The sequence below is a fragment of the Cupriavidus plantarum genome (genome assembly GCF_905397285.1).
GTDB classification, from domain to species: Bacteria; Pseudomonadota; Gammaproteobacteria; order Burkholderiales; family Burkholderiaceae; genus Cupriavidus; species Cupriavidus plantarum.
In genome coordinates this window covers 1,202,443-1,225,167 of the sequence record NZ_CAJPUX010000001.1, presented here as the reverse complement: position 1 = coordinate 1,225,167, position 22,725 = coordinate 1,202,443, and the positions used below count along the sequence as shown (strand labels likewise).

The 22,725-nt window shown below is 62.5% G+C and carries 21 protein-coding genes and 2 tRNA genes; 5 read left to right on the top strand and 18 right to left on the bottom strand.

Features of this window, described 5'->3' with window-relative positions:
- Positions 1-4: 4 nt before the first annotated feature.
- The 4 genes from cyoB (at position 5) to KHP16_RS05660 (ending at position 4,805) form a co-directional block, all read left to right on the top strand.
- Positions 5-1,981, top strand: coding sequence for a cytochrome o ubiquinol oxidase subunit I (gene cyoB / locus KHP16_RS05675; RefSeq protein WP_211959723.1), 1,977 nt, complete (start codon positions 5-7; stop codon positions 1,979-1,981).
- Between the two features lie 2 nt (positions 1,982-1,983).
- Positions 1,984-2,622, top strand: a complete 639-nt coding sequence (gene cyoC, locus KHP16_RS05670; RefSeq protein WP_109581398.1) for a cytochrome o ubiquinol oxidase subunit III — start codon at positions 1,984-1,986, stop codon at positions 2,620-2,622.
- A complete protein-coding gene (gene cyoD / locus KHP16_RS05665) occupies positions 2,619-3,005 on the top strand; it encodes a cytochrome o ubiquinol oxidase subunit IV (protein WP_109581399.1) in 387 nt (128 codons plus the stop codon). The genes cyoC and cyoD overlap by 4 nt, the downstream gene beginning before the upstream one ends.
- Positions 3,006-3,155: 150 nt before the next feature.
- Positions 3,156-4,805 carry a methyl-accepting chemotaxis protein gene (locus KHP16_RS05660; protein ID WP_115952126.1) on the top strand — a complete coding sequence of 550 codons (1,650 nt, stop codon included), beginning with the start codon at positions 3,156-3,158 and terminating at the stop codon, positions 4,803-4,805.
- On the opposite strand, the gene KHP16_RS05655 is transcribed toward KHP16_RS05660, so the two are convergent.
- The 4 genes from KHP16_RS05655 to KHP16_RS05640 form a co-directional block, all read right to left on the bottom strand.
- The gene (locus tag KHP16_RS05655; RefSeq protein WP_167468371.1) at positions 4,786-4,926 is read right to left on the bottom strand and encodes a hypothetical protein; all 141 of its coding nucleotides are present in this window, start codon (positions 4,924-4,926) and stop codon (positions 4,786-4,788) included. The two genes, KHP16_RS05660 and KHP16_RS05655, sit on opposite strands and share 20 nt — an antisense overlap.
- A 595-nt stretch (positions 4,927-5,521) precedes the next feature.
- Positions 5,522-5,902 carry an energy transducer TonB gene (locus KHP16_RS05650; protein WP_211959722.1) on the bottom strand — a complete coding sequence of 127 codons (381 nt, stop codon included), beginning with the start codon at positions 5,900-5,902 and terminating at the stop codon, positions 5,522-5,524.
- A gap of 11 nt (positions 5,903-5,913) precedes the next feature.
- Positions 5,914-6,690, bottom strand: coding sequence for a hypothetical protein (locus KHP16_RS05645; protein ID WP_211959721.1), 777 nt, complete (start codon positions 6,688-6,690; stop codon positions 5,914-5,916).
- A 51-nt stretch (positions 6,691-6,741) separates the two neighbouring features.
- Entirely contained in the window at positions 6,742-7,467 is a 726-nt protein-coding gene (locus tag KHP16_RS05640; protein WP_211959720.1) for a HipA domain-containing protein, read from the bottom strand.
- Positions 7,468-8,053: 586 nt separating this feature from the next.
- On the opposite strand from KHP16_RS05640, the gene KHP16_RS05635 reads away from it, so the two are divergent.
- The gene (locus KHP16_RS05635) at positions 8,054-8,449 is read left to right on the top strand and encodes a hypothetical protein (protein WP_109581402.1); all 396 of its coding nucleotides are present in this window, start codon (positions 8,054-8,056) and stop codon (positions 8,447-8,449) included.
- Positions 8,450-8,467: 18 nt separating this feature from the next.
- Here KHP16_RS05635 and KHP16_RS05630 read toward each other — a convergent pair whose 3' ends face one another.
- The 14 genes from KHP16_RS05630 to KHP16_RS05565 all read right to left on the bottom strand — a co-directional run bounded on the left by KHP16_RS05630 (position 8,468) and on the right by KHP16_RS05565 (position 22,712).
- Positions 8,468-9,142, bottom strand: a complete 675-nt coding sequence (locus tag KHP16_RS05630; protein ID WP_244835650.1) for a class I SAM-dependent methyltransferase — start codon at positions 9,140-9,142, stop codon at positions 8,468-8,470.
- A gap of 123 nt (positions 9,143-9,265) precedes the next feature.
- Positions 9,266-10,393 carry an acyltransferase family protein gene (locus KHP16_RS05625; RefSeq protein ID WP_211959719.1) on the bottom strand — a complete coding sequence of 376 codons (1,128 nt, stop codon included), beginning with the start codon at positions 10,391-10,393 and terminating at the stop codon, positions 9,266-9,268.
- Positions 10,394-10,434: 41 nt separating this feature from the next.
- Positions 10,435-11,592 (bottom strand): acyltransferase family protein, encoded by a 1,158-nt coding sequence (locus tag KHP16_RS05620; protein ID WP_211959718.1) that lies wholly within the window; start codon positions 11,590-11,592, stop codon positions 10,435-10,437.
- A 386-nt stretch (positions 11,593-11,978) separates the two neighbouring features.
- Positions 11,979-12,055: transfer RNA gene (locus KHP16_RS05615), tRNA-Pro, on the bottom strand.
- A 56-nt stretch (positions 12,056-12,111) separates the two neighbouring features.
- Positions 12,112-12,546 (bottom strand): MerR family transcriptional regulator, encoded by a 435-nt coding sequence (locus KHP16_RS05610; RefSeq protein WP_109581406.1) that lies wholly within the window; start codon positions 12,544-12,546, stop codon positions 12,112-12,114.
- 233 nt (positions 12,547-12,779) lie between these two features.
- Entirely contained in the window at positions 12,780-13,175 is a 396-nt protein-coding gene (locus KHP16_RS05605) for an integration host factor subunit alpha (protein ID WP_179592959.1), read from the bottom strand.
- Positions 13,176-13,238: 63 nt separating this feature from the next.
- Positions 13,239-15,686, bottom strand: coding sequence for a phenylalanine--tRNA ligase subunit beta (pheT, locus tag KHP16_RS05600; protein WP_109581408.1), 2,448 nt, complete (start codon positions 15,684-15,686; stop codon positions 13,239-13,241).
- A gap of 69 nt (positions 15,687-15,755) precedes the next feature.
- Complete coding sequence (gene pheS, locus KHP16_RS05595; RefSeq protein ID WP_179593100.1) at positions 15,756-16,781, bottom strand: phenylalanine--tRNA ligase subunit alpha; 1,026 nt, start codon at positions 16,779-16,781, stop codon at positions 15,756-15,758.
- A gap of 132 nt (positions 16,782-16,913) precedes the next feature.
- A complete protein-coding gene (rplT, locus tag KHP16_RS05590; RefSeq protein WP_092595867.1) occupies positions 16,914-17,270 on the bottom strand; it encodes a 50S ribosomal protein L20 in 357 nt (118 codons plus the stop codon).
- 27 nt (positions 17,271-17,297) lie between these two features.
- On the bottom strand, positions 17,298-17,495 hold the full coding sequence (gene rpmI / locus KHP16_RS05585; RefSeq protein WP_011297448.1) for a 50S ribosomal protein L35: 198 nt from the start codon (positions 17,493-17,495) through the stop codon (positions 17,298-17,300).
- A gap of 177 nt (positions 17,496-17,672) precedes the next feature.
- A complete protein-coding gene (infC, locus tag KHP16_RS05580) occupies positions 17,673-18,194 on the bottom strand; it encodes a translation initiation factor IF-3 (protein WP_109581410.1) in 522 nt (173 codons plus the stop codon).
- Positions 18,195-18,240: 46 nt separating this feature from the next.
- A complete protein-coding gene (gene thrS, locus KHP16_RS05575; RefSeq protein WP_109581411.1) occupies positions 18,241-20,148 on the bottom strand; it encodes a threonine--tRNA ligase in 1,908 nt (635 codons plus the stop codon).
- A 228-nt stretch (positions 20,149-20,376) separates the two neighbouring features.
- Positions 20,377-20,453: transfer RNA gene (locus tag KHP16_RS05570), tRNA-Val, on the bottom strand.
- A gap of 21 nt (positions 20,454-20,474) precedes the next feature.
- Positions 20,475-22,712: a RelA/SpoT family protein gene (locus KHP16_RS05565; protein ID WP_109581412.1), complete on the bottom strand. Its 2,238-nt coding sequence runs from the start codon at positions 22,710-22,712 to the stop codon at positions 20,475-20,477.
- Between the last annotated feature and the right edge of the window lie 13 nt (positions 22,713-22,725).

The window sequence follows — 22,725 nt, the reverse complement described above, 5'->3', positions numbered from 1 at the left end:
AGCCATGTTCGGCAAACTCAATCTCGACGCCATCCCGTATCACGAGCCGATCATCATGGTCACGCTCGCGGTCGTGCTGCTTGGCGGCGCCACGCTGCTCGGCGCGATCACGTATTTCGGCAAGTGGAAGTACCTCTGGACGGAGTGGATCACCTCGGTCGATCACAAGAAGATCGGCGTGATGTACATCATCATGGCCCTGATCATGCTGCTGCGCGGCTTCGCCGACGCCATCATGATGCGCCTGCAGCAGGCCATGGCCTACGGCGACAATCTTGGCTACCTGCCGCCGCACCACTACGACCAGATCTTCACGGCGCACGGCGTCATCATGATCTTCTTCGTGGCGACGCCGCTGATCCTCGGCCTGATGAACGTCATCGTGCCGCTGCAGATCGGCGCGCGCGACGTGGCCTTTCCGTTCGTCAATTCACTGAGTTTCTGGCTGTCGGCGATGGGCGCCGTGCTCGTGATGATGTCGATGTTCGTCGGCGACTTCGCGGCCACAGGCTGGGTCGCATACCCGCCATTATCCGAGCTTGGCTACAGTCCAACCGTGGGGGTGGACTACTACATCTGGTCATTACAGATATCGGGGTTAGGGACCACGCTGACCGGCATCAACTTCATCGTGACCATCCTGCGCATGCGCGCGCCTGGCCTCAACCTGATGAAGATGCCCGTGTTCACGTGGACCGCGCTGATCACCAACATCCTGATCGTCGCCGTGTTCCCCGTGCTCACCGCCACGCTCGCGCTGCTGACGCTGGACCGCTACCTCGACATGCATTTCTTCACCAACGAGCTTGGTGGCAATGCCATGATGTACGTGAACCTGATCTGGGTCTGGGGCCACCCCGAGGTCTACATCCTGATCCTGCCCTGCTTCGGCGCGTTCTCGGAGATCATCTCGACGTTCTCGCGCAAACCGCTGTTCGGCTACACCTCGATGGTGTACGCCACGTCGTCGATCGGCGTGCTCTCGTTCTTCGTCTGGCTGCACCACTTCTTCACGATGGGGTCGGGCGCCAACGTGAACGCGTTCTTCGGCATCATGACGTCGATCATCTCGATTCCGACCGGGGTCAAGCTGTTCAACTGGCTGTTCACGATGTACCGCGGCCGTATCCGCTATCACTCGTCCACGCTCTGGACCATCGGCTTCATGGTCACGTTCGCGGTGGGCGGCATGACCGGCGTGCTGCTCGCCGTGCCTGGCGCGGACTTCGTGCTGCATAACAGCCTGTTCCTGATCGCCCACTTCCACAACGTGATCATTGGCGGCGTGCTGTTCGGCTGCCTGGCCGCGATCAGCTTCTGGTTCCCGAAGGTGTTCGGCTTCACGCTCAACGAGCGCTGGGGCAAGATCTCCTTCTGGTGCTGGATGGTCGGCTTCTACCTCGCCTTCATGCCGCTGTACGTGCTCGGCTTCAAGGGCATGACGCGCCGGATGAACCATTACGCGAACGTCGACTGGCATCCGTATCTCGTCGTCGCACTGATCGGCGCCTTCGTGATCGCGGCCGGTATCCTCGCCTTCCTGATCCAGCTCTACGTCAGCGTTCGCGACCGCAAGGACAACGTCGACCTCACGGGCGATCCGTGGGATGGCCGCAGCCTCGAATGGGCGACCGCTTCGCCCGCGCCGTTCTACAACTTCGCCGTGGTGCCGCGCATCACCTCGCTCGAGCAGCACTGGGACGACAAGGAAGCGGGCCGTGCGTACAAGCAACCGGCGCGTTATGAAGCCATTCATATGCCGAAGAACACCGGTGACGGCTTCATCGTTTCCATGTTCGGCCTGCTGCTGTGCTTCGCGCTGGTCTGGCATATGTGGGCCGTTGCCATCGGCGGCCTGATCGGCGTCATCGGCACGTTCATCGCGCGCAGCTACAACCGCGACGTCGACTACTACGTGCCCGCCGAGGAAGTCGCGCGCATCGAGAACGCACGCTTTGCCCAACTGAAGGAAGCCGCCTGACCATGAGCCAAGTCCTTTCCGTTACCGCCCATGGTCACGCCGATGGCCATGGAGATCACGATGCCCACGCCCACGACAGCCATGACAGTGGCACCACGCTGACGCTCGGTTTCTGGCTTTACCTGATGAGCGACTGCCTGATCTTCGCGACGCTGTTCGCGACGTTCGGCGTGCTCGTCAACAACACGGCGGGCGGTCCAAGCGGCCAGCAGTTGTTCGAACTGCCTTTCGTGCTCGGCGAGACGATGCTGCTGCTGCTGAGCAGCTTCACGTTCGGCGTGGCAATGCTGAACCTGTACGCGGGCCGCACGCAGCGCACGATCGTGTGGCTCGCCATCACGTTCCTGTTTGGCGCGGGCTTCATCGCGATGGAGATCCACGAGTTCGCCGAGCTGATTCACCGGGGCGCGGGCCCCAATGTGAGCGCGTCGCTGTCGGCCTATTACGCGCTGGTCGGCACGCACGGCCTGCACGTGAGCGCCGGCCTGCTTTGGCTGCTCGTGATGATGCATCAGCTGAAGACCTACGGCCTCGACGCCGTCACGCGACGCCGCATGGCCTGCCTCAGCCTGTTCTGGCACTTTCTCGATCTCATCTGGATCTGCGTGTTCACCTTCGTCTATCTGCGGGAGTTCGTATGAGCACTCACACGCTTCACACCAGCCCACGCGACAGCCACGCCCATGACGACAGCCATGGCAGCCTGACGGGCTATGTCATCGGCTTCCTGCTCTGCCTGCTGCTCACCTTCGCGTCCTTCGGCGCGGTGATGTACGACGTGGTGCCCAGGGGCATGGGTCTCGCGACCATCGTCGTGCTGTGCGTCGCGCAGCTGCTCGTGCAACTCGTGTTCTTTCTGCATCTGGGTGGGCGTCCGGGGCAGCGTTTCAATACGGGCATCTTCCTGTGCACGATGTTCGCCATCGTCATCGTCGTGGCGGGCTCGCTCTGGGTCATGCACAACGCGACGGTGAACATGATGCCGACGCATATGACGATCGAGCGGGCCAAGGCGAAGGATTGACGGGCGGCGGGGGCGGGGGCGCGTCCACCTGCTTCTGCTCCCCTCCCTGACTCAGTGCAAACCCTCTCTTCAGAACCGGGCTTCCGCATCCGTTGACCACCTTGGGGCTCCTCAAAACTGAGCGCGCTCCCAATAAAAAGGAGGAAGACAATGTGGAAGCACCTCACGATTCGCGGTCAGCTCAGCCTCATGATCGCGTTCTTCGGATTCGCGCTGATCGTCGGCGCGGCCGCTGGCCTGCTGTCCATGCGCGCCGGGAATGAATCCCTGAAACAGATGTACACCGTGGATACGCCCGCCGTGGCGGATCTCGAAGGCAGCGCCGGGCAACTGCTGCGGCTGCGCCTCGCGCTGGCGACCTATGCCGCGCTGATCGAACTCAACGATCAGGAAGCCGCCAACGCGACGCTCAAGCGGTTCGACCAATACCTCAAGAACGCCAACGAACGGCTCGAGCATTACGTCAGCCTCGCCAGCCCGGACGAAGAGGACCAGAAGCTCGTCCGAGACATGCAGGACAAGCGGGCGAAGTTCCTGTCCGAAGGCATTCAGCCGGCCCTGGCCGCGCTCAAGAGCGGTGACCGCCAGACCTTCCTGCAGTTGCAGGCCAAAAAACTCCCGCCGTTGTACAGCGCCTATGAAAAGGCCATGCTGACGCTGGAGCAGCATCATCTCGACCGTGGACAGCAGCGCTATGAAGCCGCGCAGGCAAACTTCCGGCTGCTCACGTGGGCCGTGGGTGTCGGCCTCGTGGGCGCGCTGCTGCTGGCCGGCATCGGCCGCGCGGTGATGATGCGCGCGATCGTGGTGCCGGTGAACGCGGCCGTTGCGCAGTTCCAGCGGATTGCCAGCGGCGACCTGACCGCGCGCGTCGAAGTGGTCAGCAAGAATGAAATGGGCCGCCTGAGCGCGGCGCTCCAGCAGATGCAGGCATCGCTGATCGAGACGGTCGGCACGGTTCGCAGCGGCGCGGAGTCGATCAACGTCGGCGTGCGCGAAATCTCGTCGGGCAATACGGACCTGTCGCAGCGCACGGAGGAACAGGCTGCCTCGCTCGAGGAGACCGCCGCCAGCATGGAAGAGCTGACCTCGACGGTCAAGCAGACCGCCGAGAACGCCCGTCAGGCGAGCCAGCTGGCCCAGGGCGCATCCGGCCTCGCGGCGCAGGGGGGCGAACTGACGAAGGAAGTGGTCGGCACGATGAACCATATCGTCAGCGACTCGCGCAAGATCGCCGAGATCGTTGGCGTGATCGAGAGCATCGCATTCCAGACCAACATCCTCGCGCTCAACGCGGCGGTGGAGGCGGCGCGTGCCGGCGAACAGGGACGCGGTTTCGCGGTGGTGGCGTCCGAGGTCCGCTCGCTCGCGCAACGCAGCGCGGGCGCGGCCAAGGAAATCAAGGGGCTGATCGATGCGTCCACGTCGCGCGTGGAATCGGGCGCCGACCTCGTGTCGCGCTCGGGCACGACGATGGACGAGATCGTCAGCGCCATTGCGCGTGTAAGCGACATCATGAACGAGATCGCCGCGGCGGCCGCGGAGCAAAGCAGCGGTATCGATCAGGTCAACGTGGCCGTGACGCAGATGGACGAGGTCACGCAGCAGAACGCGGCGCTCGTGGAACAGGCTGCGGCGGCAGCTGGCGCGTTGGAGGAGCAGGCGCAACGGCTCTCTGCCGCGGTGTCGGTCTTCCGGGTCGAGGGAATGGCGGGCGCGGACGGCGCGCCGCCGCGCAACGACCGCTCCCTCATGGGTCCGCGCGGACCGCGCCTGACGCTCAGCCCCCGCTCTGCGTGATACGCTTCGGATTGACCGCGTAGTACGCGAGGATGAACGACGCCGCGAGCGCAAGCCCCGCCACCGCGAACGCGATGCACGTCGTGCCGGCAATACCGATCCCGCTGTCCTTGTCAGACATGAAGTTCCTCCTGTGAATTGGATGCGAACTTCCATCCTAGCAACGGAACGACGCGGATTCAAACCGACCTCGCGGACGCGGTTCCCGTTACGGCTGCCTTTCACATTCAGGATTTGGCGATTGATCCTGCCCGCCTTGGCATTAGCATCGGTTTACATCAGATGACAACGCCACTGACAAGGCAGACCGCGCATGCGATACCGACCACCGCAACCGCATGACCTGCGCAGACTCAAGCAGGACCTCAGCCGCACGGGCAAGAGCATGGCCACCCTATTCGGCCTTGCCGACGACCATCAATGGCGCAAGTACACGGGCGGCTCGCACCCGCGCGAAATGGCGCCACAAATGCTGTTCTTCGGCGCTGCCCAACTGGCCCTCTCCCCCGATGAACTGGAACGGGTATTCGCACGGATGCGGGCGATTGGCGCGGAGGTGGATCTGCTCGGCGCCGCGAGGGGTTATGCGCGGAGGCGGGATGAGTCCCGAGGGGCTGAGGGGGAAGCTGAGGGGAAAGCTCAGGGGGAGGTTGAGCCCCCCCGCTCACGCGCGGCACGCTGTAACCATCGGTGAAGAACGCCCGTATGCCAGACGGTCAATCGAGCCGAAATCGAATCGCCTGCTCGAATGCGTAAGCCACCGGGTCGCCGGTGCGCTTGTCCAACGCCGGCGAACACCTGACCGCCCGCATCGCCTCGACGGCGGCATCGTCAAGCCTGATCATGCCAGACGAGCGAAGCACACGCGCTGCGATCACCCGCCCCTCTGTATCTAACTCAGTACGCACCTCGACCACCCCCATCTCGCCAAGCCTGCGCGACTGCGCGGGGTAAACCGGCGCAGGCAACGAACATTCAGGCATGACAATTTCCCGCTCGGGCGCGGTTGCACATCCGGCAAGCGAGGCGAGAACCGGCACCGCCCAGAGCATGCGTACCCGTTGCGTCGTCGCCAAGGGCGTACGGAATACCCACATGCGTAATTTTCTCATGCCGAGATCGCGGTCTCTTCGTGACCGCGCTTGTATGCTGCCTGTTGCCGATGGAAAGCACATTCGATGCAACCCTCATCGGTACACTCGGCGGGGTCCGGCGAGGCCAGCGACACGAAATCATCCTGACCATCGAACGGCAAAAAGCCGTCCGGCCAGGGGGACGTCAGCCTGCACAGCACCATCATGACCGTCGGAGCGTCCTGGTTCACCTGTCTGACCCGAACCTCCACGGCGGAACCGCATCGGTCCAGCAGCCGCGCGATATCGGTCGCAAACAGTCGCGGCAGATACCCAACATAAGGTCCTCTGCCGTCTGGATCGGCAAACAGCTTGTAGCTGCACCACGGGCTGAGGGGATCCTTGATAAGCCACAGACGATCGCCTGTCGCCAGCCGACGCGCCGCATCGACACTCGGCAGACCGGCCTGCCACAACCCCCGCGTGAAGAAGTCGGTGACGTATTGCCCCTCCGGTGTCCGCTCTGGCAGCGGCATCGTCTGGAACGAGTCGGTCGCCTTGATCCCGCCGGAGATGCCGAGCTCCGCCATCGCGTCGGGCGCATCGAGCCCCATCCACGCCAGAAACCGCGGATATTCCGACCGGGACTTCCGCATCCGTCGAACCGCGATGCGCGGCGGCAACTCGGGCCAATACTGCACGTGCTGCACCTTGGCCTTGCAATCGAAAGGCAACAGGTACATCGCGCGCAGCACGCCTCGGGTATAGGAGTAGTGATACCACGTACCGTCGAAATCCAGTCGCGCCACCACCACGCGCTCGTCCGTGTCATAACACAGCGAGGAAACAAATACAGTCTTCATTCAAACGTCTCCCATTTGCGTCTCGAGTAATCTCGTTCTGTTCACCTTCAACAGTTGGGCGGTGAACGCCCTGGCAATGGGCGTCATGACATCGGCAGGCATCCGCTCGATCGTTGCGTCGATTTGCGCCGATTCGATGGCGCAAAGCCGCCCCAACCACGCTCGCATGGCGTCAGGCGCGTATGCCGACGCTACGGCGCAGACTTCCGTCATCGGCTTCGTCCTGCTCCGCTCATCCGCGTCGCTGGGATAAAACCCCGAGCGAGCGCGCCCACAGAAGGCGGCAACATCGCGGCCACGATCCCGCGTGCGCATGCGCTCGTGCCGCTCGCGATCCAACAGACTTCTGCCCATCGCCGCGCCGTGATCGAACGCGGGTGCGAGGTAGGTCTGCCGCTGACTCGGCATCAGCACGACTCCCCAGTTCTCGCCATGGCGATCCTGATTCGCGATCCATGCGTCAAACACCAGATAGCCGATGAACACGTGCAGCGGCGTACTGACGCCTGCAAACGGTACGAAGCCGGGAGGCAAGCCGAGGCCGCCTGCCGACAGCCGGTGGAGTAGGTCCAACACGCGCCGCAAGCCATGCTGCCGCGCCCGTACATCGCGACTCACCTCGCGCGCGCTGATGCCGTGGGCGTACGCGAGCAAGTCGCCACCATGGAGCAAGTTGCCTTCCGCCGGCACGAAGTCGGGTGAGACCACGCCGTACACGGGGCCCATCGACGCCAACTCGTAAAACCGCGCATGGCAGACCAAGCTGCGCCGCCAAATCACAGGCGAGCCGCTCCGCCCAGTGCTCGCCGGTATTCGCCCGCCCCGACTTGAACAGCGTGCGCCCGTAGCGCGCGCCCATGTACCAGAACTTGTTCTCGGCGCCAGCGTGCTCGCGCGGCTGCGCCAGGTCCGACGCGAGATCGGACGCAATATCGAAGATTGGAAACATCAGAGGCCAATCGCGTTGACGAAACACGGGCCACGATAAACAAAGGGCCCAACGATGGAAATCGCCGGGCCCTTAAATTGTGATCGTTAGTCTACGGTGTAACAGCGACAGCTACTTGTGTGCGGCACCGCACGTAACAGCCCCGTGTAGGACCATGGCCGATACCGCCTCGATACCGAACGCGGCGATACTGCCCGTTCTTCCCAACCCGCAGGGTGTGCCATCGCGACGCCGTTCGCACGATCACACCCGCCAGTCGCCACCCTCGAGCGCGGCGACGCCGCCTACTTGTACGTGCCCACCGCGCTGCGATCGGGCATTTCGGCCAGGCCGTACGGCTGACCACAAGACCGGAGAGATGTCATGGGAGTTGTTGCAGTCGCAGGCGCGGCCTTTTATCTGTGGAGGGCAGCCAACGTCCGAGTCGCTTTTATCTTCCTTGCCGTCGTCGTGTTCGGCATCGCGCACTATCTCTACATGGACGAACAAAGACCATGCAGCGATCGCGCATGGTTTTGCGACTTCGTGCCGATGCGAGGGAATGGTTTCGTCGGCCCGCTCGATCCACGCGAGGCATGCCCCGAGGATGTGGAGCCATTGACCGCGCGGGTATTCCAGAGCGAAGCGGCCAACGCGGAAGTCCATCGGCAGATCGCGCGCGGCGCGTGTCAGAAGGATGCGATCAGGAATGTGGCAAAGGGATGGAAGGCGCCGTACGACCCGAGCTATGGGACATGGTGGGAACGCCTGTTTCAGTGAGCTTTCGCCCGCGGTCCATCACAACGGCCGCCGCGCCATCATGTTCAGCGAGAAATACTCCCCGAACGTCGCGTTGACCACGGAGGCATCCACCGTGCCCGGCACGAAATGCGGCTCATGGGGATATTCCTTGCATTGCTCGAAACCGCACTGCTCGAGCAGATGGCGTAGCCAGTTCGCATTGAAGCCGGTCTTGTGGAAGTCGTATGGCGTGGATTGCCCGCCATAGATCAGACCGATCCATGGCGTGTTGCCCGGCTTCTGAAAATGCTCCCAATTCTTGTGATAGATCCGCACGATGCGATCCAGATCGGGAACGGAGATGCGAATGACGCCGCCCGGTTGCAGCACGGCATACCAGCGCTTCAACAGTGGAATGACTTCGTCATGGCCGAAGTGCTCGAGCACATGACAAGCGTAGATCTCTCTGGCACTGCCATCCGGAAAGCGACCTAGCGTCCGGATATCATCGATCGCATCCGCTGCAATCGTTTCCAGCGCATCCACATTGCAGAAGCCCGCGAGCTTGATATTGCCGCAGCCAAGATGAAGCCGGTATGGCGCCGAGAATTCATGCAGCCGATCCGCGAAACGCGGCACATCGACCTTGGGCACGGGACGCAAACGTCGAAGTACCGTCCGCACTGCCTCACGTTGCTCGACGGTAGTGATGCGCTTGATAACGGCTCTCACGGCTCCCCCTCGCTTCAATCGATTGGTGGAGGGGAGTATATCAACCACAAAAATTAATTCGGGCAGTTTCTACACATCCATTTCATTCCCGATTGACGGGCAGCGCATGGCATGCAAAGACGTTCAGGCGGCGACTTCCGTCGGCCGCCGCCGAAGGTCCAGCAACCACTTGCCGAAGCGCAACAGCGGTCTTTCCACCCCGACGTGCAACAGCCACGCCACCGCACAGCACAATATCAGCGCGGTCAGCATTCCAGACGCGCCCGCCCTGTAATCCAGCACCGGATATGTCGTGGCGTAGCGGCTCATGGTCGTGAGCACGAGCACGTGGCACAGGTACAGGACGTATGAGATATCACCGAGGATCATCAGCGGCCGCCACTTGCATTGGATCCCGGCCGAATGAAGGAACAGCGCTGCCAGCACGACGAGCGGAGGCAGCAGGTTATATAGCGCCATCATCGGCGCGCTCGCCCCCATCGACGGATACCAGAGCTGAGCGCAATTCAGCATGACCAGCAGAATCCCAACTACTGCCGCCACGCCACCGATCAACCCTTTTGGAGCGAGTGACGCCGCGCGGCCGAACTTATCCCAAAGCGCGTACACGACAAAGCCTGAAACGATGTACAGCGATACCTGCTGGCCATAGAACCGAACGAAGGGCCCCTCCAACTGCGTGGACGCATGTAGCCATGCCAGCGCCGCGAATACGATCGTCACACCGATCATCGCAATGCGTCGCCCGGCGAGGCCGAAAATCGCAAACAGCACGTAGAAGAAGAACTCGATATTCAGCGTCCACCCCGTGTAGATGAACGACCCATAGTCTCCGCTCACCGAGTCGCGATAGGGAATGAAAAACATGCTCCGCAACGCGTTGATGACGGACTCATCGTTGTGCAGCGCGTTGAGCGCCTGACGGCCCGCCTGAGCGGGTTCATACAAGCTCTGCCGAACCCAGTCGAATTGGCCTAGAGATAGCCAGAAGAAGGCAAAAACCGTCACGACCCAATAGATCGGCACGATTCGAATCACGCGGCGCGCCATGAAGTCTTCCATGCCGCCCTTCGTGATGTAAGCAACGATGAAACCGCTGATGACGAAGAAGATGCTTACGCCTTGGAACTGTGTCGAGACCACTCCGAAAATCTTGTACTCAGAATGAAGCAGGACGACGGCGAGCGCAGCGAGACCGCGAAGAACCTGGATATTTGAGATCATGCCGCGATTGTAGCGCGGTTGATACATTGTCCATTTCGACGCGCAACGGAAGACGACCGAAAGCTAGATCATGCCGGCACGACAGACGTATCAGCATCTTCCTTCCGACGATTTCTTCGCTCCCTGATCCAGTTCAGCAAAGGCTTCTCGACATACAGATACACGAGAACACCTAGGATCGTGCTCAGCAGCATGGCGATGGTCACGCCGGTGGCGCTCTTGCTCGCATTCATCCATGCCCAACGCTGACCTACGGGGTAAAGCGTCCCGATGACGATCGTGTGGGAAAGATAGATCGCGTAAGACGCGTCGCCTAGCAAGATGGCGAGACGAGCCGACACGCGGGACCCGGCTGAGTCAAGTGCCAGGGCGAAGAAAACCACCATCACAGGCATGAACACGAATGCCCATCGCACGGGAACAAAGTCATTCACCAGCAGACGGGTTTCATGGGTAGCGAAGTTGACCCACACGAAGAAGACGGCGAAGGCGAGCGCCGCAAGTTGGACGACCCACTTCACCCTTCCGATGACCGATGGGAGCATGCGCCATGCGTAGTAAGCGGCAATACCGTACACGAAATTCCACGTGTACTCGTGGGCGTAAAAATGAACGATCGGATTCGTCTGGCCCATCTTATCGTCGACGACTTTTACGGCCAGGATCAAGAGCGCGGCGATGATGGGGGCGCCTTTTCGACTGAATATCAATGCAATTGAAAAGACGAAATAGAAAAACATCTCAAGATTCAGCGTCCACCCCACGCCTAACAGCGGCTGGAAGTCGCCCGCGTCATTCTTGTACGGAATGAAGAACAGACTCTTGAATAGCCGCACCCACAGCTCGACATCGTTCAAACCATGGGGCGACGACAGCCAAACCAGCAATTGACGCTGGTCGTGGATTAACCACTGCCACAGAAGCGGCCACTGATAAACCGGATTCCCCAGACCGTAGTTGAACCACAGAACGGAGAAAATAGTCATCGCCCAATAAAGCGGGACGATACGAACGATGCGTCTATCGAAGAAGTCCCGCGCGGACGATGAAGTCTGGGCAAGATAGGCCATCAGGAATCCACTGAGCGCGAAAAAAATGGCGACGCCTTGCAGCTCTGTGTGGGTGTGACCTCGGACGATGTACCCCGTGTGGTAGAACACCACCGCAAGTGCAGCGAGCGCTCTCACCAGTTGCAAGTTTGTGATCATTCCTGGATTGCCGAACACGAAAGCGGCAATTTTCGCATTCCTGCGCGCTACTTTGTAATTTTTGGGCTACAGAGCCGCGTAAAAATTACCCTAGATGTCAAAAAGTGGCACAGCGGCCTCCAAGTGTCGCCGAGAAGATACATATGACAAGGGCGTGAAGCCGACGGAGCGCTGGGACTGCGTACGATACTGCCGAGGTATGGCGAGAACTACTACGAACGGCTGTCCGCAATATGCGCGCACCTTTTGCAGGCGGGCAGTCACCATGGTTGGGATGGGAACCGCAGGGAGATTAACAAGCCGCGGAATGCGTCCGACTAGAAATCATCTAAAAAATGGTGTCACTCGGCGACGCCACAAAAAGAAAAAACCCGCTTGGTTTTGAAACCAAGCGGGTTCTGTTCTGGTCGGGGCGAGAGGATTTGAACCTCCGACCACCTGCACCCCATGCAGGTACGCTACCAGGCTGCGCTACGCCCCGAAAGACGACGATTATAACAGCAAGATTTAGCCGATGGCTAGTCACTTGTGCAGGTTTTATCCGTGCTTCGCGATCTCCTTGAGTTGTGCGAGCAGATGCTGCACCTCGACGAGTTCGCCGCGGAGTTGGTTGAGGTCGACCGTCAGCACCGCCGCGTCTTCGCGTGCGTGGCTGCTGGGTTCCTCGGTGTCTGGTTGTGCGCCGGCGCCGCTGTGGTGGCGGACTTCGTCCAAGCGGTTGCGGGCGCCGTTGATCGTGAACCCTTGCTCGTAGAGCAGTTCGCGGATGCGGCGGATCAGCAGGACTTCGTGGTGTTGGTAGTAGCGACGGTTGCCGCGGCGCTTCACTGGTTTGAGTTGCGTGAACTCCTGCTCCCAGTAGCGCAACACATGCGGCTTGACGGCGCATAGCTCGCTCACTTCACCGATCGTGAAGTAGCGTTTCGCGGGAATCGGCGGCAGCGCGATGCGCTCGCTGGATTTGTCCGTCATGCGATGGTCGTCTGGTGTCGGAGAGGAGATCAGCGGTGGCGCGCGCGACGTCGGGACGTGCGCGGCGCACGGCACTGAAGAATACAGACTACAAAATCAGCGGACAATCCGGCTTGAGGCGCAAACCAGCAGGAGCGAACCAGCGGGAGCCATCCAGCGGATCGAGCCAAAAGACGGAAGCAAGGACGAAACCAAGGACCACCGACGCACGGACGCTGCCGCGCGCCGCGGACTCAGTTCGATACCACCGCCACGCCGGCGCGTTCCTCCACGAGGCCCTTGAGTTTCTGGCTCGCATGGAACGTCACTACGCGTCGCGCGGTAATCGGAATGACTTCACCGGTCTTGGGGTTGCGGCCCGGACGCTGGGGCTTGTCGCGCAACTGGAAGTTGCCGAACCCGGACAGCTTCACGCTGTCGCCGTGCTCCAGCGCTTCGCGGATGACGTCGAAGAAGGCTTCGACCATGTCCTTGGACTCGCGCTTGTTCAGGCCGACCTGGTCGAACAGCATCTCTGCCAGTTCGGCCTTGGTCAGCGTAGGCACCTCGGTCGCGCGGGCTTCCGGCGATGCGTCATCGTGGGAGGAAGCGTGCCGGTCGCTCACCTCGCCCAGTCCTGCTGCATTCATGGAAATCGCGTCTCGCTCGTTCACGTCTCGGTCGTCTTCTTGCTGATTCTATGATCGCGGAGTTCAGCCGCGCAGGCGGGCGTCGAACGCGGCGGCCAGCGCATCGACCATGGCGCGCACGGCCTGATCGACAGTTTCGTCCTGAAGCGTCGCCCCAGTATCTTGCAAGGTCAGGCGGAACGCAAGGCTTTTCTCGTCCGCGCCAATCGCCGCGGAAGCCGCCTTCGGACGGAACTCGTCGAACAGCACCAGGCTCTGGCAATAGCGGCCCAGATCGGCCTTGTCCAGCGCCTCGCGCATGCTGTCGATCATGTCCTGCACGCGGATGGTCTGCCTGACCACCACGGCAAGGTCGCGCACCGCGGCCGGGAAGCGCGAGATCTCCGTGTACGTCGGCAATCCGACGTCACGCAGCGCCTGCATGTCGAGTTCGAACACCACCGGCGCCTGCGTCAGCTCGTATTCCTGCAGCCAGCGCGGATGCAGTTCACCGACCACCCCCACCGCCTTGCCGCCGACGATCACGCGCGCGGCGCGACCCGGATGCAGCGCGGGATGCGCCACGGCCTCGAATCGCGGCACGTGCGGATGGAACAGCGCCTCGACGTCGCCCTTGACGTCGAAGAAGTCCACGGCGCGCGTCGGCACGCCCCACTGCTCTTCGAAGGCCGGACCGTAGGCGATGCCCGCGGCCATCATCGGCTGGTCGTAACCGGCGACGGTCAGGCCACCGTCAGCGGCCTTCGGATCGCGATGGAACACGCGGCCCACCTCGAACAGACGCACACGCGCGGCCTTGCGGTTGAGGTTGTAGCGCACCTTGTCGACGAGACCGCCGATCAGCGTCGAACGCATCACGGCCAGCTGGCTCGCGATCGGGTTCAGCAGGCGAATCGGATTGTCGTTCGCCGCGAAGTCGCGTTCCCACTTCTCTTCGACGAACGCGAAGTTGATGACTTCCTGATAATCGCGGGCCGCGATGGCATGACGCACGACGTGCTGCGAGCGGCGGCCTTCGTTGGTCGGACGCATCTCGTTCTCGGCGATCGGTGGCCGCGCGGGAATGCGCTCGAAACCATAGATGCGCGCGACTTCCTCGATCAGGTCTTCCTCGATCTCGATGTCGAAGCGATAGCTCGGCGGCGTCACCTCGAACACTTCGCCATCGGCGCCCTGCGTCCGCGTGAACGGCAGATTCAGGCGCTGGAACACATCGGCGATTTCCGCGGCGGACAGCTCGATGCCAAGGATGCGCTCGGCGCGCGCCACGCGCAGGGACACGGGCTTGCGCACGGGCAGGTTCACGATCTGGTCATCGACCGGACCGGCCTGACCGCCGCAGATCTGCAGGATCAGCGCGGTGATGCGCTCGATATGCTCGACCGTGGTCGCGTAATCGACACCACGCTCGAAGCGATGGCCAGCGTCGGTCGAGAAGTTGTAGCGGCGCGCGCGCCCCTGGATCGCCGCCGGCCACCAGAACGCGGCCTCGAGGTAGATGTTCGTCGTGTCGAGCGTCACGGCCGTGCTGTCGCCGCCCATGATGCCGGCCAGGCTCTCGATCTCCTTGTCGTCGGCGATCACGCCCACGGTCTCGTCGACCTCCACGGTATTGCCGTTGAGCAGCTTGAGCTGTTCGCCCTTGCGGCCCCAGCGCACGTCCAGACCGCCATGAATCTTGTCGAGGTCGAACACGTGGCTCGGACGGCCGAGCTCCAGCATCACGTAGTTCGAAATATCGACGAGCGCGGAAATGCTGCGCTGGCCCGAACGCTCGAGCCGCTGCACCATCCACGCGGGCGTGGCCGCATGCGCGTTCACGCCGCGGATCACGCGGCCGGAGAAGCGGCCGCACAGATCGGGCGCCGACACCTTCACCGGCAGGCGATCGTCGATCGACACCGCCACGGGCGACATATCGGGCAGCGTCAGCGTCGCGCCGGTCAGCGCCGACACTTCACGCGCCACGCCGTGGATCGACAGGCAGTCCGCCTTGTTCGGCGTGAGCTTGATCGTGAAGATCTGGTCGTCGAGGTCCAGGTACTCGCGAATGTCCTGCCCCACCGGCGCATCGTCCGGCAGCACCAGCAGGCCGCCCGCATCGTCGGAGAGCTTCAGCTCGCGCGCCGAGCACAGCATGCCGTAGCTTTCCACGCCACGCAGCTTGCCGACCTTGATCTCGAACGGCGCACCGCCCGCCTCCGCCGGCGGCAGCACGGCGCCCACGAGCGCGCACGGCACCTTGATGCCGGGCTTCACGTTGGGCGCGCCGCAGACGATCTGCAGGGTCTCGCCGGTGCCGGCATCCACCTGGCACACGTTCAGACGATCGGCATTGGGATGGCGCTCCGTGGCCAGCACATGCCCGACGACGATCTTGCTGAACGGCGGCGCGACGGGACCCACCTCCTCCACTTCCAGCCCGGCCATGGTCAGGCTGTGCGAGAGCGCGTCGGTGGAGATTTTTTCAGGGTTGGCGAAGGTACGAAGCCAGGATTCCGAGAATTGCATGGCGCTTCTGTTCGGTAGATATCTGTGAGGTCTGGATCGACGAGGGCGACGATGATAGCGGTGCCGGTGTCAGGCGAACTGACGCAGGAAACGCACATCGCCTTCGAAGAACAGGCGCAGGTCGTTGATGCCGTAGCGCAGCATGGTCAGGCGTTCGATGCCGGAGCCGAATGCGAAGCCGACATAGCGCTCGGGATCGAGGCCCATGTTGCGCAGCACGTTCGGATGCACCTGGCCCGAGCCCGAGATCTCGAGCCACTTGCCATTGCCGAAGGCCATGTCGATTTCGGCCGACGGCTCGGTGAACGGAAAGTATGACGGACGGAAACGCACCTGGATGTCGTCGCGCTCGAAGAACTTGCGCAGGAAGTCCGTGTACACGCCCTTGAGGTCCGCGAAGCTGATGTCCTCGCCGATCCACAGGCCTTCCACCTGATTGAACATCGGCGAGTGCGTCGCATCGCTATCGACACGGTACGTGCGGCCGGGGCAGATCACCTTGATCGGCGGCATCGCCTTGCCGGCGTATTTCTGCACGTGCATGCGCGCGTAGCGGACCTGCATGGGGCTCGTGTGCGTGCGCAGCAGCAGAAGCTTGCCGTCGCTGTCGCGGCCGTCGACGTAGAACGTGTCCTGCATTGAACGCGCCGGATGGTTGTCCGGGTTGTTCAGCGCGGTGAAGTTCATCCAGTCGGTTTCGATCTCGGGGCCGTCGGCCACGTCGAAGCCGATGGAGCCGAAGATCTGCTCGATCCGCTCCCACGTGCGCATCACCGGATGCAGGCTGCCGCGCGACACCGCGCGGCCCGGCAGCGTGACGTCGATGGCCTCCGCGGCCAGACGCGCGTTCATGAGGGCATCGGCCAGCGCCTGGCGGCGCGCCTGCAGCGCGGCTTCCACCTGCTGCTTGGTCTGGTTGATGCGCGCGCCTTCGGTCTTGCGCGCCTCGGGGTCGAGCTTGCCAAGCCCCTTGAGCAGTTCGGTCAGTGCGCCGGTCTTGCCGAGAAAACGCGCTTTCTCGTTTTCCAGCGTGGCGTTGTCGTTAGCGGCGGCGAAAGCGGCCTGAGCGTCGGCGACGATTTGATCCAGATCCAGGGACATGACGACAATCGTGGAATATGTTGGCACTGCAAAATAAAAACGGGGCTCGGTGAGGAGCCCCGTTCTTACGTGACCTTGCGGTCGGTGCTTGCCCGGCGGCGTCTTCCGACGCTACCGGAGCCGGCATCAGGCAACGGAGGCTTTCACCTGGTTGACGATGGCGGCAAAGGCAGGCTTGTCGTGAATGGCCATGTCCGACAGCACCTTGCGGTCGAGTTCGATCGAAGCCTTCTTCAGGCCGTTCATGAACACGCTGTAGGTCATGCCATGCTCACGCGTGGCAGCGTTGATACGTGCAATCCAGAGCGCGCGGAACACACGCTTCTTGTTGCGACGATCGCGGTATGCGTACTGGCCAGCACGCATGACCGCCTGCTTGGCGATGCGATAGACATTATTGCGACGGCCGCGGTAACCCTTGGCAGCGTCGATGACTTTCTTGTGACGGGCCCGTGCGGTGACCCCACGTTTGACTCGAGGCATGAAGCTCTCCTTTCGTGATCGTTAGGGTTACGCGTACGGCATCATCGCGCGAACGGACTTCAGGTTCGTCTCATGGACGTCCTGGGTGCCGCGCAGGTGACGCTTGTTCTTGGTGGTCTTCTTCGTCAGGATGTGACGCTTGAAGGCCTGGCCGCGCTTGAACGAACCGTTCGGACGCGCCGTAAAGCGCTTGGAAGCGCTTTTCTTGGTCTTCATCTTAGGCATGAAAAACTCCAGCTCTATGACATGCATGCAGGTGGCCGGCTGGCGCCAGCGCTTGTAAGACCCGCATCCACTTGTTTTTGTACGGACTCCCCGGGGAAAGGCCCCGTGGTATCCGCACGCATCCGCCCAAAGCAACACCGGGATGCCGTGCATCCCGGTCGCCGCTTCGCGCAGGAATTACTTCTTCTTCTTGGGGGCCAGCACCATCACCATCTGGCGGCCTTCCATCTTCGGCATCTGCTCGACCTGGCCCAACTCCTCCAGATCGCTCTTCAGCCGTTCGAGCATGCGCGCGCCGATTTCCTGGTGGGCCATCTCACGGCCGCGGAAACGCAGCGTGATCTTGGTCTTGTCCCCATCTTCCAGGAACCGCCTCAGGTTGCGCAGCTTGACGTTGTAGTCGCCATCATCCGTGCCAGGGCGGAACTTCACTTCCTTGACCTGGATGATCTTCTGCTTCAGCTTCGCTTCGTGCGCGCGCTTGGCTTCTTCGTACTTGAACTTGCCGTAGTCCATGATGCGGGCCACGGGCGGAGTCGCATTCGGTGCGATCTCCACCAGATCCAAGTCCTTGTCCTCAGCCATGCGCAGCGCCTCGATGAACTTGACGATGCCGAGCTGCTCGTTATCAACCCCTACCAGGCGCAGCTCAGGCGCGCTGATCTCACGGTTGATGCGGTGACCTTTGTCTGTAGCGATGTTGCGTTACCTCAAGAAGACAAAAAAACAAGCCGTGCTCGTCGCCTCAGGCTTTGTTGGAGACGTCCTGCTGCAGACGCTCCACAAATGCGGATACGGACATCACGCCGAGATCCACATTGCCACGGGCACGCACGGCCACTTGATTGGCATCCCGCTCCTTTTCACCCACCACCAGCAGGTAGGGGATCTTCTGAAGGGAATGCTCGCGGATTTTATACGTAATTTTCTCGTTACGCAAATCCGCCTTGGCCCTAAACCCTTGTTTTTGCAAGAGTTGAACGACACTTTCAGCATATTCTGCGTGCGAATCCGCAATGTTCAGCACAATCACCTGCTCGGGCGCCAGCCAGGCGGGCAGCGCGCCGGCGTGGTTCTCCAGCAGGATGCCGAGGAAACGCTCGAACGACCCCAGGATGGCGCGGTGAAGCATGACCGGACGCTTGCGCGAATTGTCTTCGGAGACGTATTCGGCATCCAGGCGCTCCGGCAGCACGAGGTCGAGCTGCAGCGTGCCGCACTGCCACGAGCGGCCGATCGCATCCTTGATGTGGTATTCGACCTTCGGGCCATAGAAGGCGCCCTCGCCCGGCAGCTCCTCCCACTCCACGCCGCAGGCGCGCAGCGCGAGGCGCAGGCCTTCTTCCGCGTGATCCCACGTCTCGTCCGAACCGGCACGCTGGTCGGGGCGCAGGGACAGCTTGACCTGGACGTCCTTGAAACCGAAGTCGTCGTAGACCGAGAACGCGAGTTCGTTGAACGCCTTCGCCTCTTCCACGATCTGCGCTTCCGTGCAGAAGATGTGCGCATCGTCCTGCACGAAGCCGCGCACGCGCATCAGGCCATGCAGCGCGCCCGAAGGCTCGTTGCGGTGGCAGGCGCCGAACTCGGCCAGGCGCAGCGGAAGGTCGCGGTACGAACGCAGGCCGTGATTGAAGATCTGCACGTGACCCGGGCAGTTCATCGGCTTGATCGCGTAGTCGCGCTTCTCCGACTCCGTGACGAACATGTTCTCCTTGTAGTTCTGCCAGTGACCCGACTTCTCCCACAGCGAACGGTCCATCACCTGCGGCGTGCGCACTTCCTCGTAGCCAGCATTCGTCAGGCGGCCACGCATGTACTGCTCCACGGCCTGCCACACGGCCCAGCCCTTCGGATGCCAGAACACCATGCCGGGCGCCTCTTCCTGCAGATGGAAGAGGTCGAGCAGCTTGCCGAGCTTGCGGTGGTCGCGCTTCTCCGCCTCTTCCAGCATGTGCAGGTACGCGTCCTGGTCTTCCTTCTTCGCCCACGCCGTACCGTAGATGCGCTGAAGCATCTCGTTGTTGGCATCGCCGCGCCAGTAGGCGCCGGCGACCTTCATGAGCTTGAAGACCTTGAGCTTGCCCGTCGACGGCACGTGCGGGCCGCGGCACAGGTCGACGAAATTGCCTTCTCGATAGAGACCGATCTCTTCGCTGGCCGGAATCGACGCGATGATCTCCGCCTTGTACTTCTCGCCCATCGACTGGAACAGCGCCACCGCATCGTCGCGGCTCAGCACTTCGCGCGTGACCTTCTCGTCCTTGCGCGCGAGCTCCGTCATCTTCTTCTCGATGGCCGCGAGATCTTCCGGCGTGAAGGGACGCTTGTACGCGAAGTCGTAGTAGAAGCCGTTCTCGATCACGGGACCGATCGTCACCTGCGCATCGGGATAGAGTTCCTTCACGGCATAGGCGAGCAAGTGCGCCGTCGAGTGACGGATCACATCGACGCCATCGGCATCCTTGTCCGTGACGATGGCGAGCGCGGCATCCTGCTCGATGCGATAGCTCGTATCGACGAGCCGGCCATCCACCTTGCCGGCGAGCGCGGCCTTGGCCAGACCCGAGCCAATGCTCTGCGCCACTTCAGCCACCGTGACGGGGCCGGGGAATTCACGACGAGATCCGTCAGGCAGCGTGATTGCGATCATCTTGCACCTCTTGTGCTCTTGTGGAGACCGGCAGCTTATCAGGCGGCCAGCAAACGACAGACGAAAAAAAACGCGGCCAAGGCCGCGTTTTTCTTAACTTGCCGGATCGCTCCGGCTCGAAGGGCGTACCTCGACTACTGACGCTGTTCAGCGGTAGTAGTTCGCGGTGTCATAACCATGATGCCCCTCGATGTTGATGCTGCAGTTACTTCAGTACTACTTGTTCGTTGGTAGGCTCGATTGGACTCGAACCAACGACCCCCACCATGTCAAGGTGGTGCTCTAACCAGCTGAGCTACGAGCCTAGCGAAGACGCAAGTATAGCATCACTTTCTTTTCGCTTGCAACACCCCTTGCACATCTTCTATCAAAGAGAGCGCGCGCTGCAGTTGCGTGGCCTCCGACACCTCGGCCGTGAACTGCATGCGCGCGACGCCCTTGCTCGTCAGCGTCTTCACGCCGGTCACGTTGATCTTCTCGCGCGACAGCACTTCCGAGATATCGCGCAACAGGCCTTGCCGGTCGACGGCCTCCACCTGGATGTCCACCGGATACACCGCGTCGCTGCGCTTGCCCCACTCCGTCTGGATCACGCGCTCGGGCGCGCGCGACGACAGCTGGATAAAGGTATGGCAGTTGCGGCGATGGATCGACACGCCGCGGCCGCGCGTCACGAAGCCGACGATCTCGTCGGGCGGCGCCGGCTTGCAGCAACGCGACATCTGGGTCATCAGCGAATCCACGCCCACGACGAGCACGCCGCTCTTCGCGCCGCGCGCCACGCTCGTCGCGCGGCTCTTCTTGGTGACGGCCTCTTCCTCGTTGAACTGCGGCTCGGCATCGCCTTCGGGATGCCGCAGCGCATGCTCGACGTGGCGCAGGCTGAATTCTTCCTTCGCCACCGCGGCGAACAGATCGTCGGGCGTCTTGAACTGGAGGCGCGTGGCGAGGTCTTCCAGATTCACCGCGGTCTTGCCTTCGCGCTGCAGCGTCTTGTCGATCATCGCGCGGCCCTGCGCGATCGTCTCCTGCGAGTCGAGCGCGTTGAACCACGCGCGCACCTTCTGCCGCGCGCGCGTGCTGGCCAGATAGCCGAGTTCCGCATTGAGCCAGTCGCGCGACGGGCCTCCCTGCTTGAGCGCGACGATCTCAACGGTCTGCCCGTTCTTGAGCGGCGTGTTCAGCGGCACCATCGCGCCGTCGACACGCGCGCCGCGGCAGCGGTGGCCGAGGTCGCTATGCAGGTAGTACGCGAAGTCGAGCGGCGTGGCGCCCTGCGGCAATGCCACCACGCGCGCCTGCGGGGTCAGCACATAGATATGGTCGTCGATCGCCGCGTGCTTGAGCTGCTCCCACGGCGAGTCCTCGTGCGCGACGCTATGGTCGGCATCGTCCTTCCATGCGAGCAGTTGCCGCAGCCAGGCGATCTTCTCGTCGTAGCGCTCGTTGGCGGCGAAGTTGCCGCCGTAGCCCTTCGCGCCCGCTTCCTTGTAGCGCCAGTGCGCCGCCACGCCGTACTCGGCGAAATGGTGCATCTCCTGCGTGCGGATCTGGACCTCGAACGCGCGGCCGTCGTCGCCGATCACCACGGTGTGGAGCGAGCGATAACCGTTGGACTTGGGCCGCGAGATGTAGTCGTCGAACTCGCGTGGAATCGGCTGCCAGATATGGTGCACGATGCCGAGCACCGTGTAGCAATCCTTGATGTCGTCGACGATCACGCGGAACGCGCGCACGTCGTACAGGTCGGCGAAGTCGAGCTCCTTGCCGCGCATCTTCTTCCAGATGCTGTAGATATGCTTGGGCCGGCCACTGACCTCCGCGCGGATACCCGCGGCGGCGAGCTCCGATTGCAGGCGCTCGATGGCCCTGGAGATATAGCCCTCGCGCTCGATGCGCTTTTCGTCGAGCAGGCGCGCGATGCGCTTGTACGTTTCCGGCTGCTCGAAGCGGAATGCGAGATCCTCGAGCTCCCACTTCATCTGCCAGATCCCGAGCCGGTTGGCGAGCGGCGCGTAGATGTCGAGCGTTTCGCGCGCGACGCCGGGCAGCGGCGAGGTCTTGGTCTGCGCGAGCCAGCGCAGCGTCTGGAGCCGCGAGGCCAGTCGCACGAGCACCACGCGGATGTCCTGCGCGAAGGCGAGCAGCATCTTGCGCAGCGCTTCCACCTGCTCGTGGCGCGCGGCGACTTCGCTCTTGGACGACTCGGAGACGTCCGTTTGCGAGACCGCAATGGCCCCGATGCGCAGCAGCTGGCGCACGCCCTTGACGAGCCCCGCCACTTCGTCGCCGAAGCGCGGCGCGATATCGGCCTCCGCGCCCTCGACGAACGCGGCCAGCGGGAACAGGCACGCGGCCGCGCGCGCGGCATCGTCCACGCGCAGGCCATCGAGAATCCGCAGCATGCCTTCGGCATGCGAAAGCACGCTCTCCCCCGTGGGCAGGTGCGCGGGCGGGCTACCCTCGGGCTCTCCCCGCTCGCGCACGAACGCGAGCGCGCGCTCCACGAGGTGCGCATCGGGTACGCCCGCGGTCTGGCCCGTCAGGTCGGTCGACGTCACCATCTGCTGCCACTCC

Coding starts and splice junctions, on each gene's coding strand:
- cyoB (WP_211959723.1), top strand. CDS start 5: ATGTTCGGCAAACTCAATCTCGACGCCATCCCGTATCACGAGCCGATC.
- KHP16_RS05640 (WP_211959720.1), bottom strand. CDS start 7,467: ATGGGCCCCGTGTACGGCGTGGTCTCACCCGACTTCGTGCCGGCGGAA.
- KHP16_RS05565 (WP_109581412.1), bottom strand. CDS start 22,712: ATGGTGACGTCGACCGACCTGACGGGCCAGACCGCGGGCGTACCCGAT.
- KHP16_RS05610 (WP_109581406.1), bottom strand. CDS start 12,546: ATGACGGACAAATCCAGCGAGCGCATCGCGCTGCCGCCGATTCCCGCG.
- KHP16_RS05625 (WP_211959719.1), bottom strand. CDS start 10,393: ATGTATCAACCGCGCTACAATCGCGGCATGATCTCAAATATCCAGGTT.
- pheT (WP_109581408.1), bottom strand. CDS start 15,686: ATGCAATTCTCGGAATCCTGGCTTCGTACCTTCGCCAACCCTGAAAAA.
- KHP16_RS05655 (WP_167468371.1), bottom strand. CDS start 4,926: ATGTCTGACAAGGACAGCGGGATCGGTATTGCCGGCACGACGTGCATC.
- rpmI (WP_011297448.1), bottom strand. CDS start 17,495: ATGCCTAAGATGAAGACCAAGAAAAGCGCTTCCAAGCGCTTTACGGCG.
- rplT (WP_092595867.1), bottom strand. CDS start 17,270: ATGCCTCGAGTCAAACGTGGGGTCACCGCACGGGCCCGTCACAAGAAA.
- KHP16_RS05635 (WP_109581402.1), top strand. CDS start 8,054: ATGGGAGTTGTTGCAGTCGCAGGCGCGGCCTTTTATCTGTGGAGGGCA.
- KHP16_RS05660 (WP_115952126.1), top strand. CDS start 3,156: ATGTGGAAGCACCTCACGATTCGCGGTCAGCTCAGCCTCATGATCGCG.
- KHP16_RS05605 (WP_179592959.1), bottom strand. CDS start 13,175: ATGAATGCAGCAGGACTGGGCGAGGTGAGCGACCGGCACGCTTCCTCC.
- KHP16_RS05650 (WP_211959722.1), bottom strand. CDS start 5,902: ATGTGGGTATTCCGTACGCCCTTGGCGACGACGCAACGGGTACGCATG.
- cyoC (WP_109581398.1), top strand. CDS start 1,984: ATGAGCCAAGTCCTTTCCGTTACCGCCCATGGTCACGCCGATGGCCAT.
- thrS (WP_109581411.1), bottom strand. CDS start 20,148: ATGATCGCAATCACGCTGCCTGACGGATCTCGTCGTGAATTCCCCGGC.
- cyoD (WP_109581399.1), top strand. CDS start 2,619: ATGAGCACTCACACGCTTCACACCAGCCCACGCGACAGCCACGCCCAT.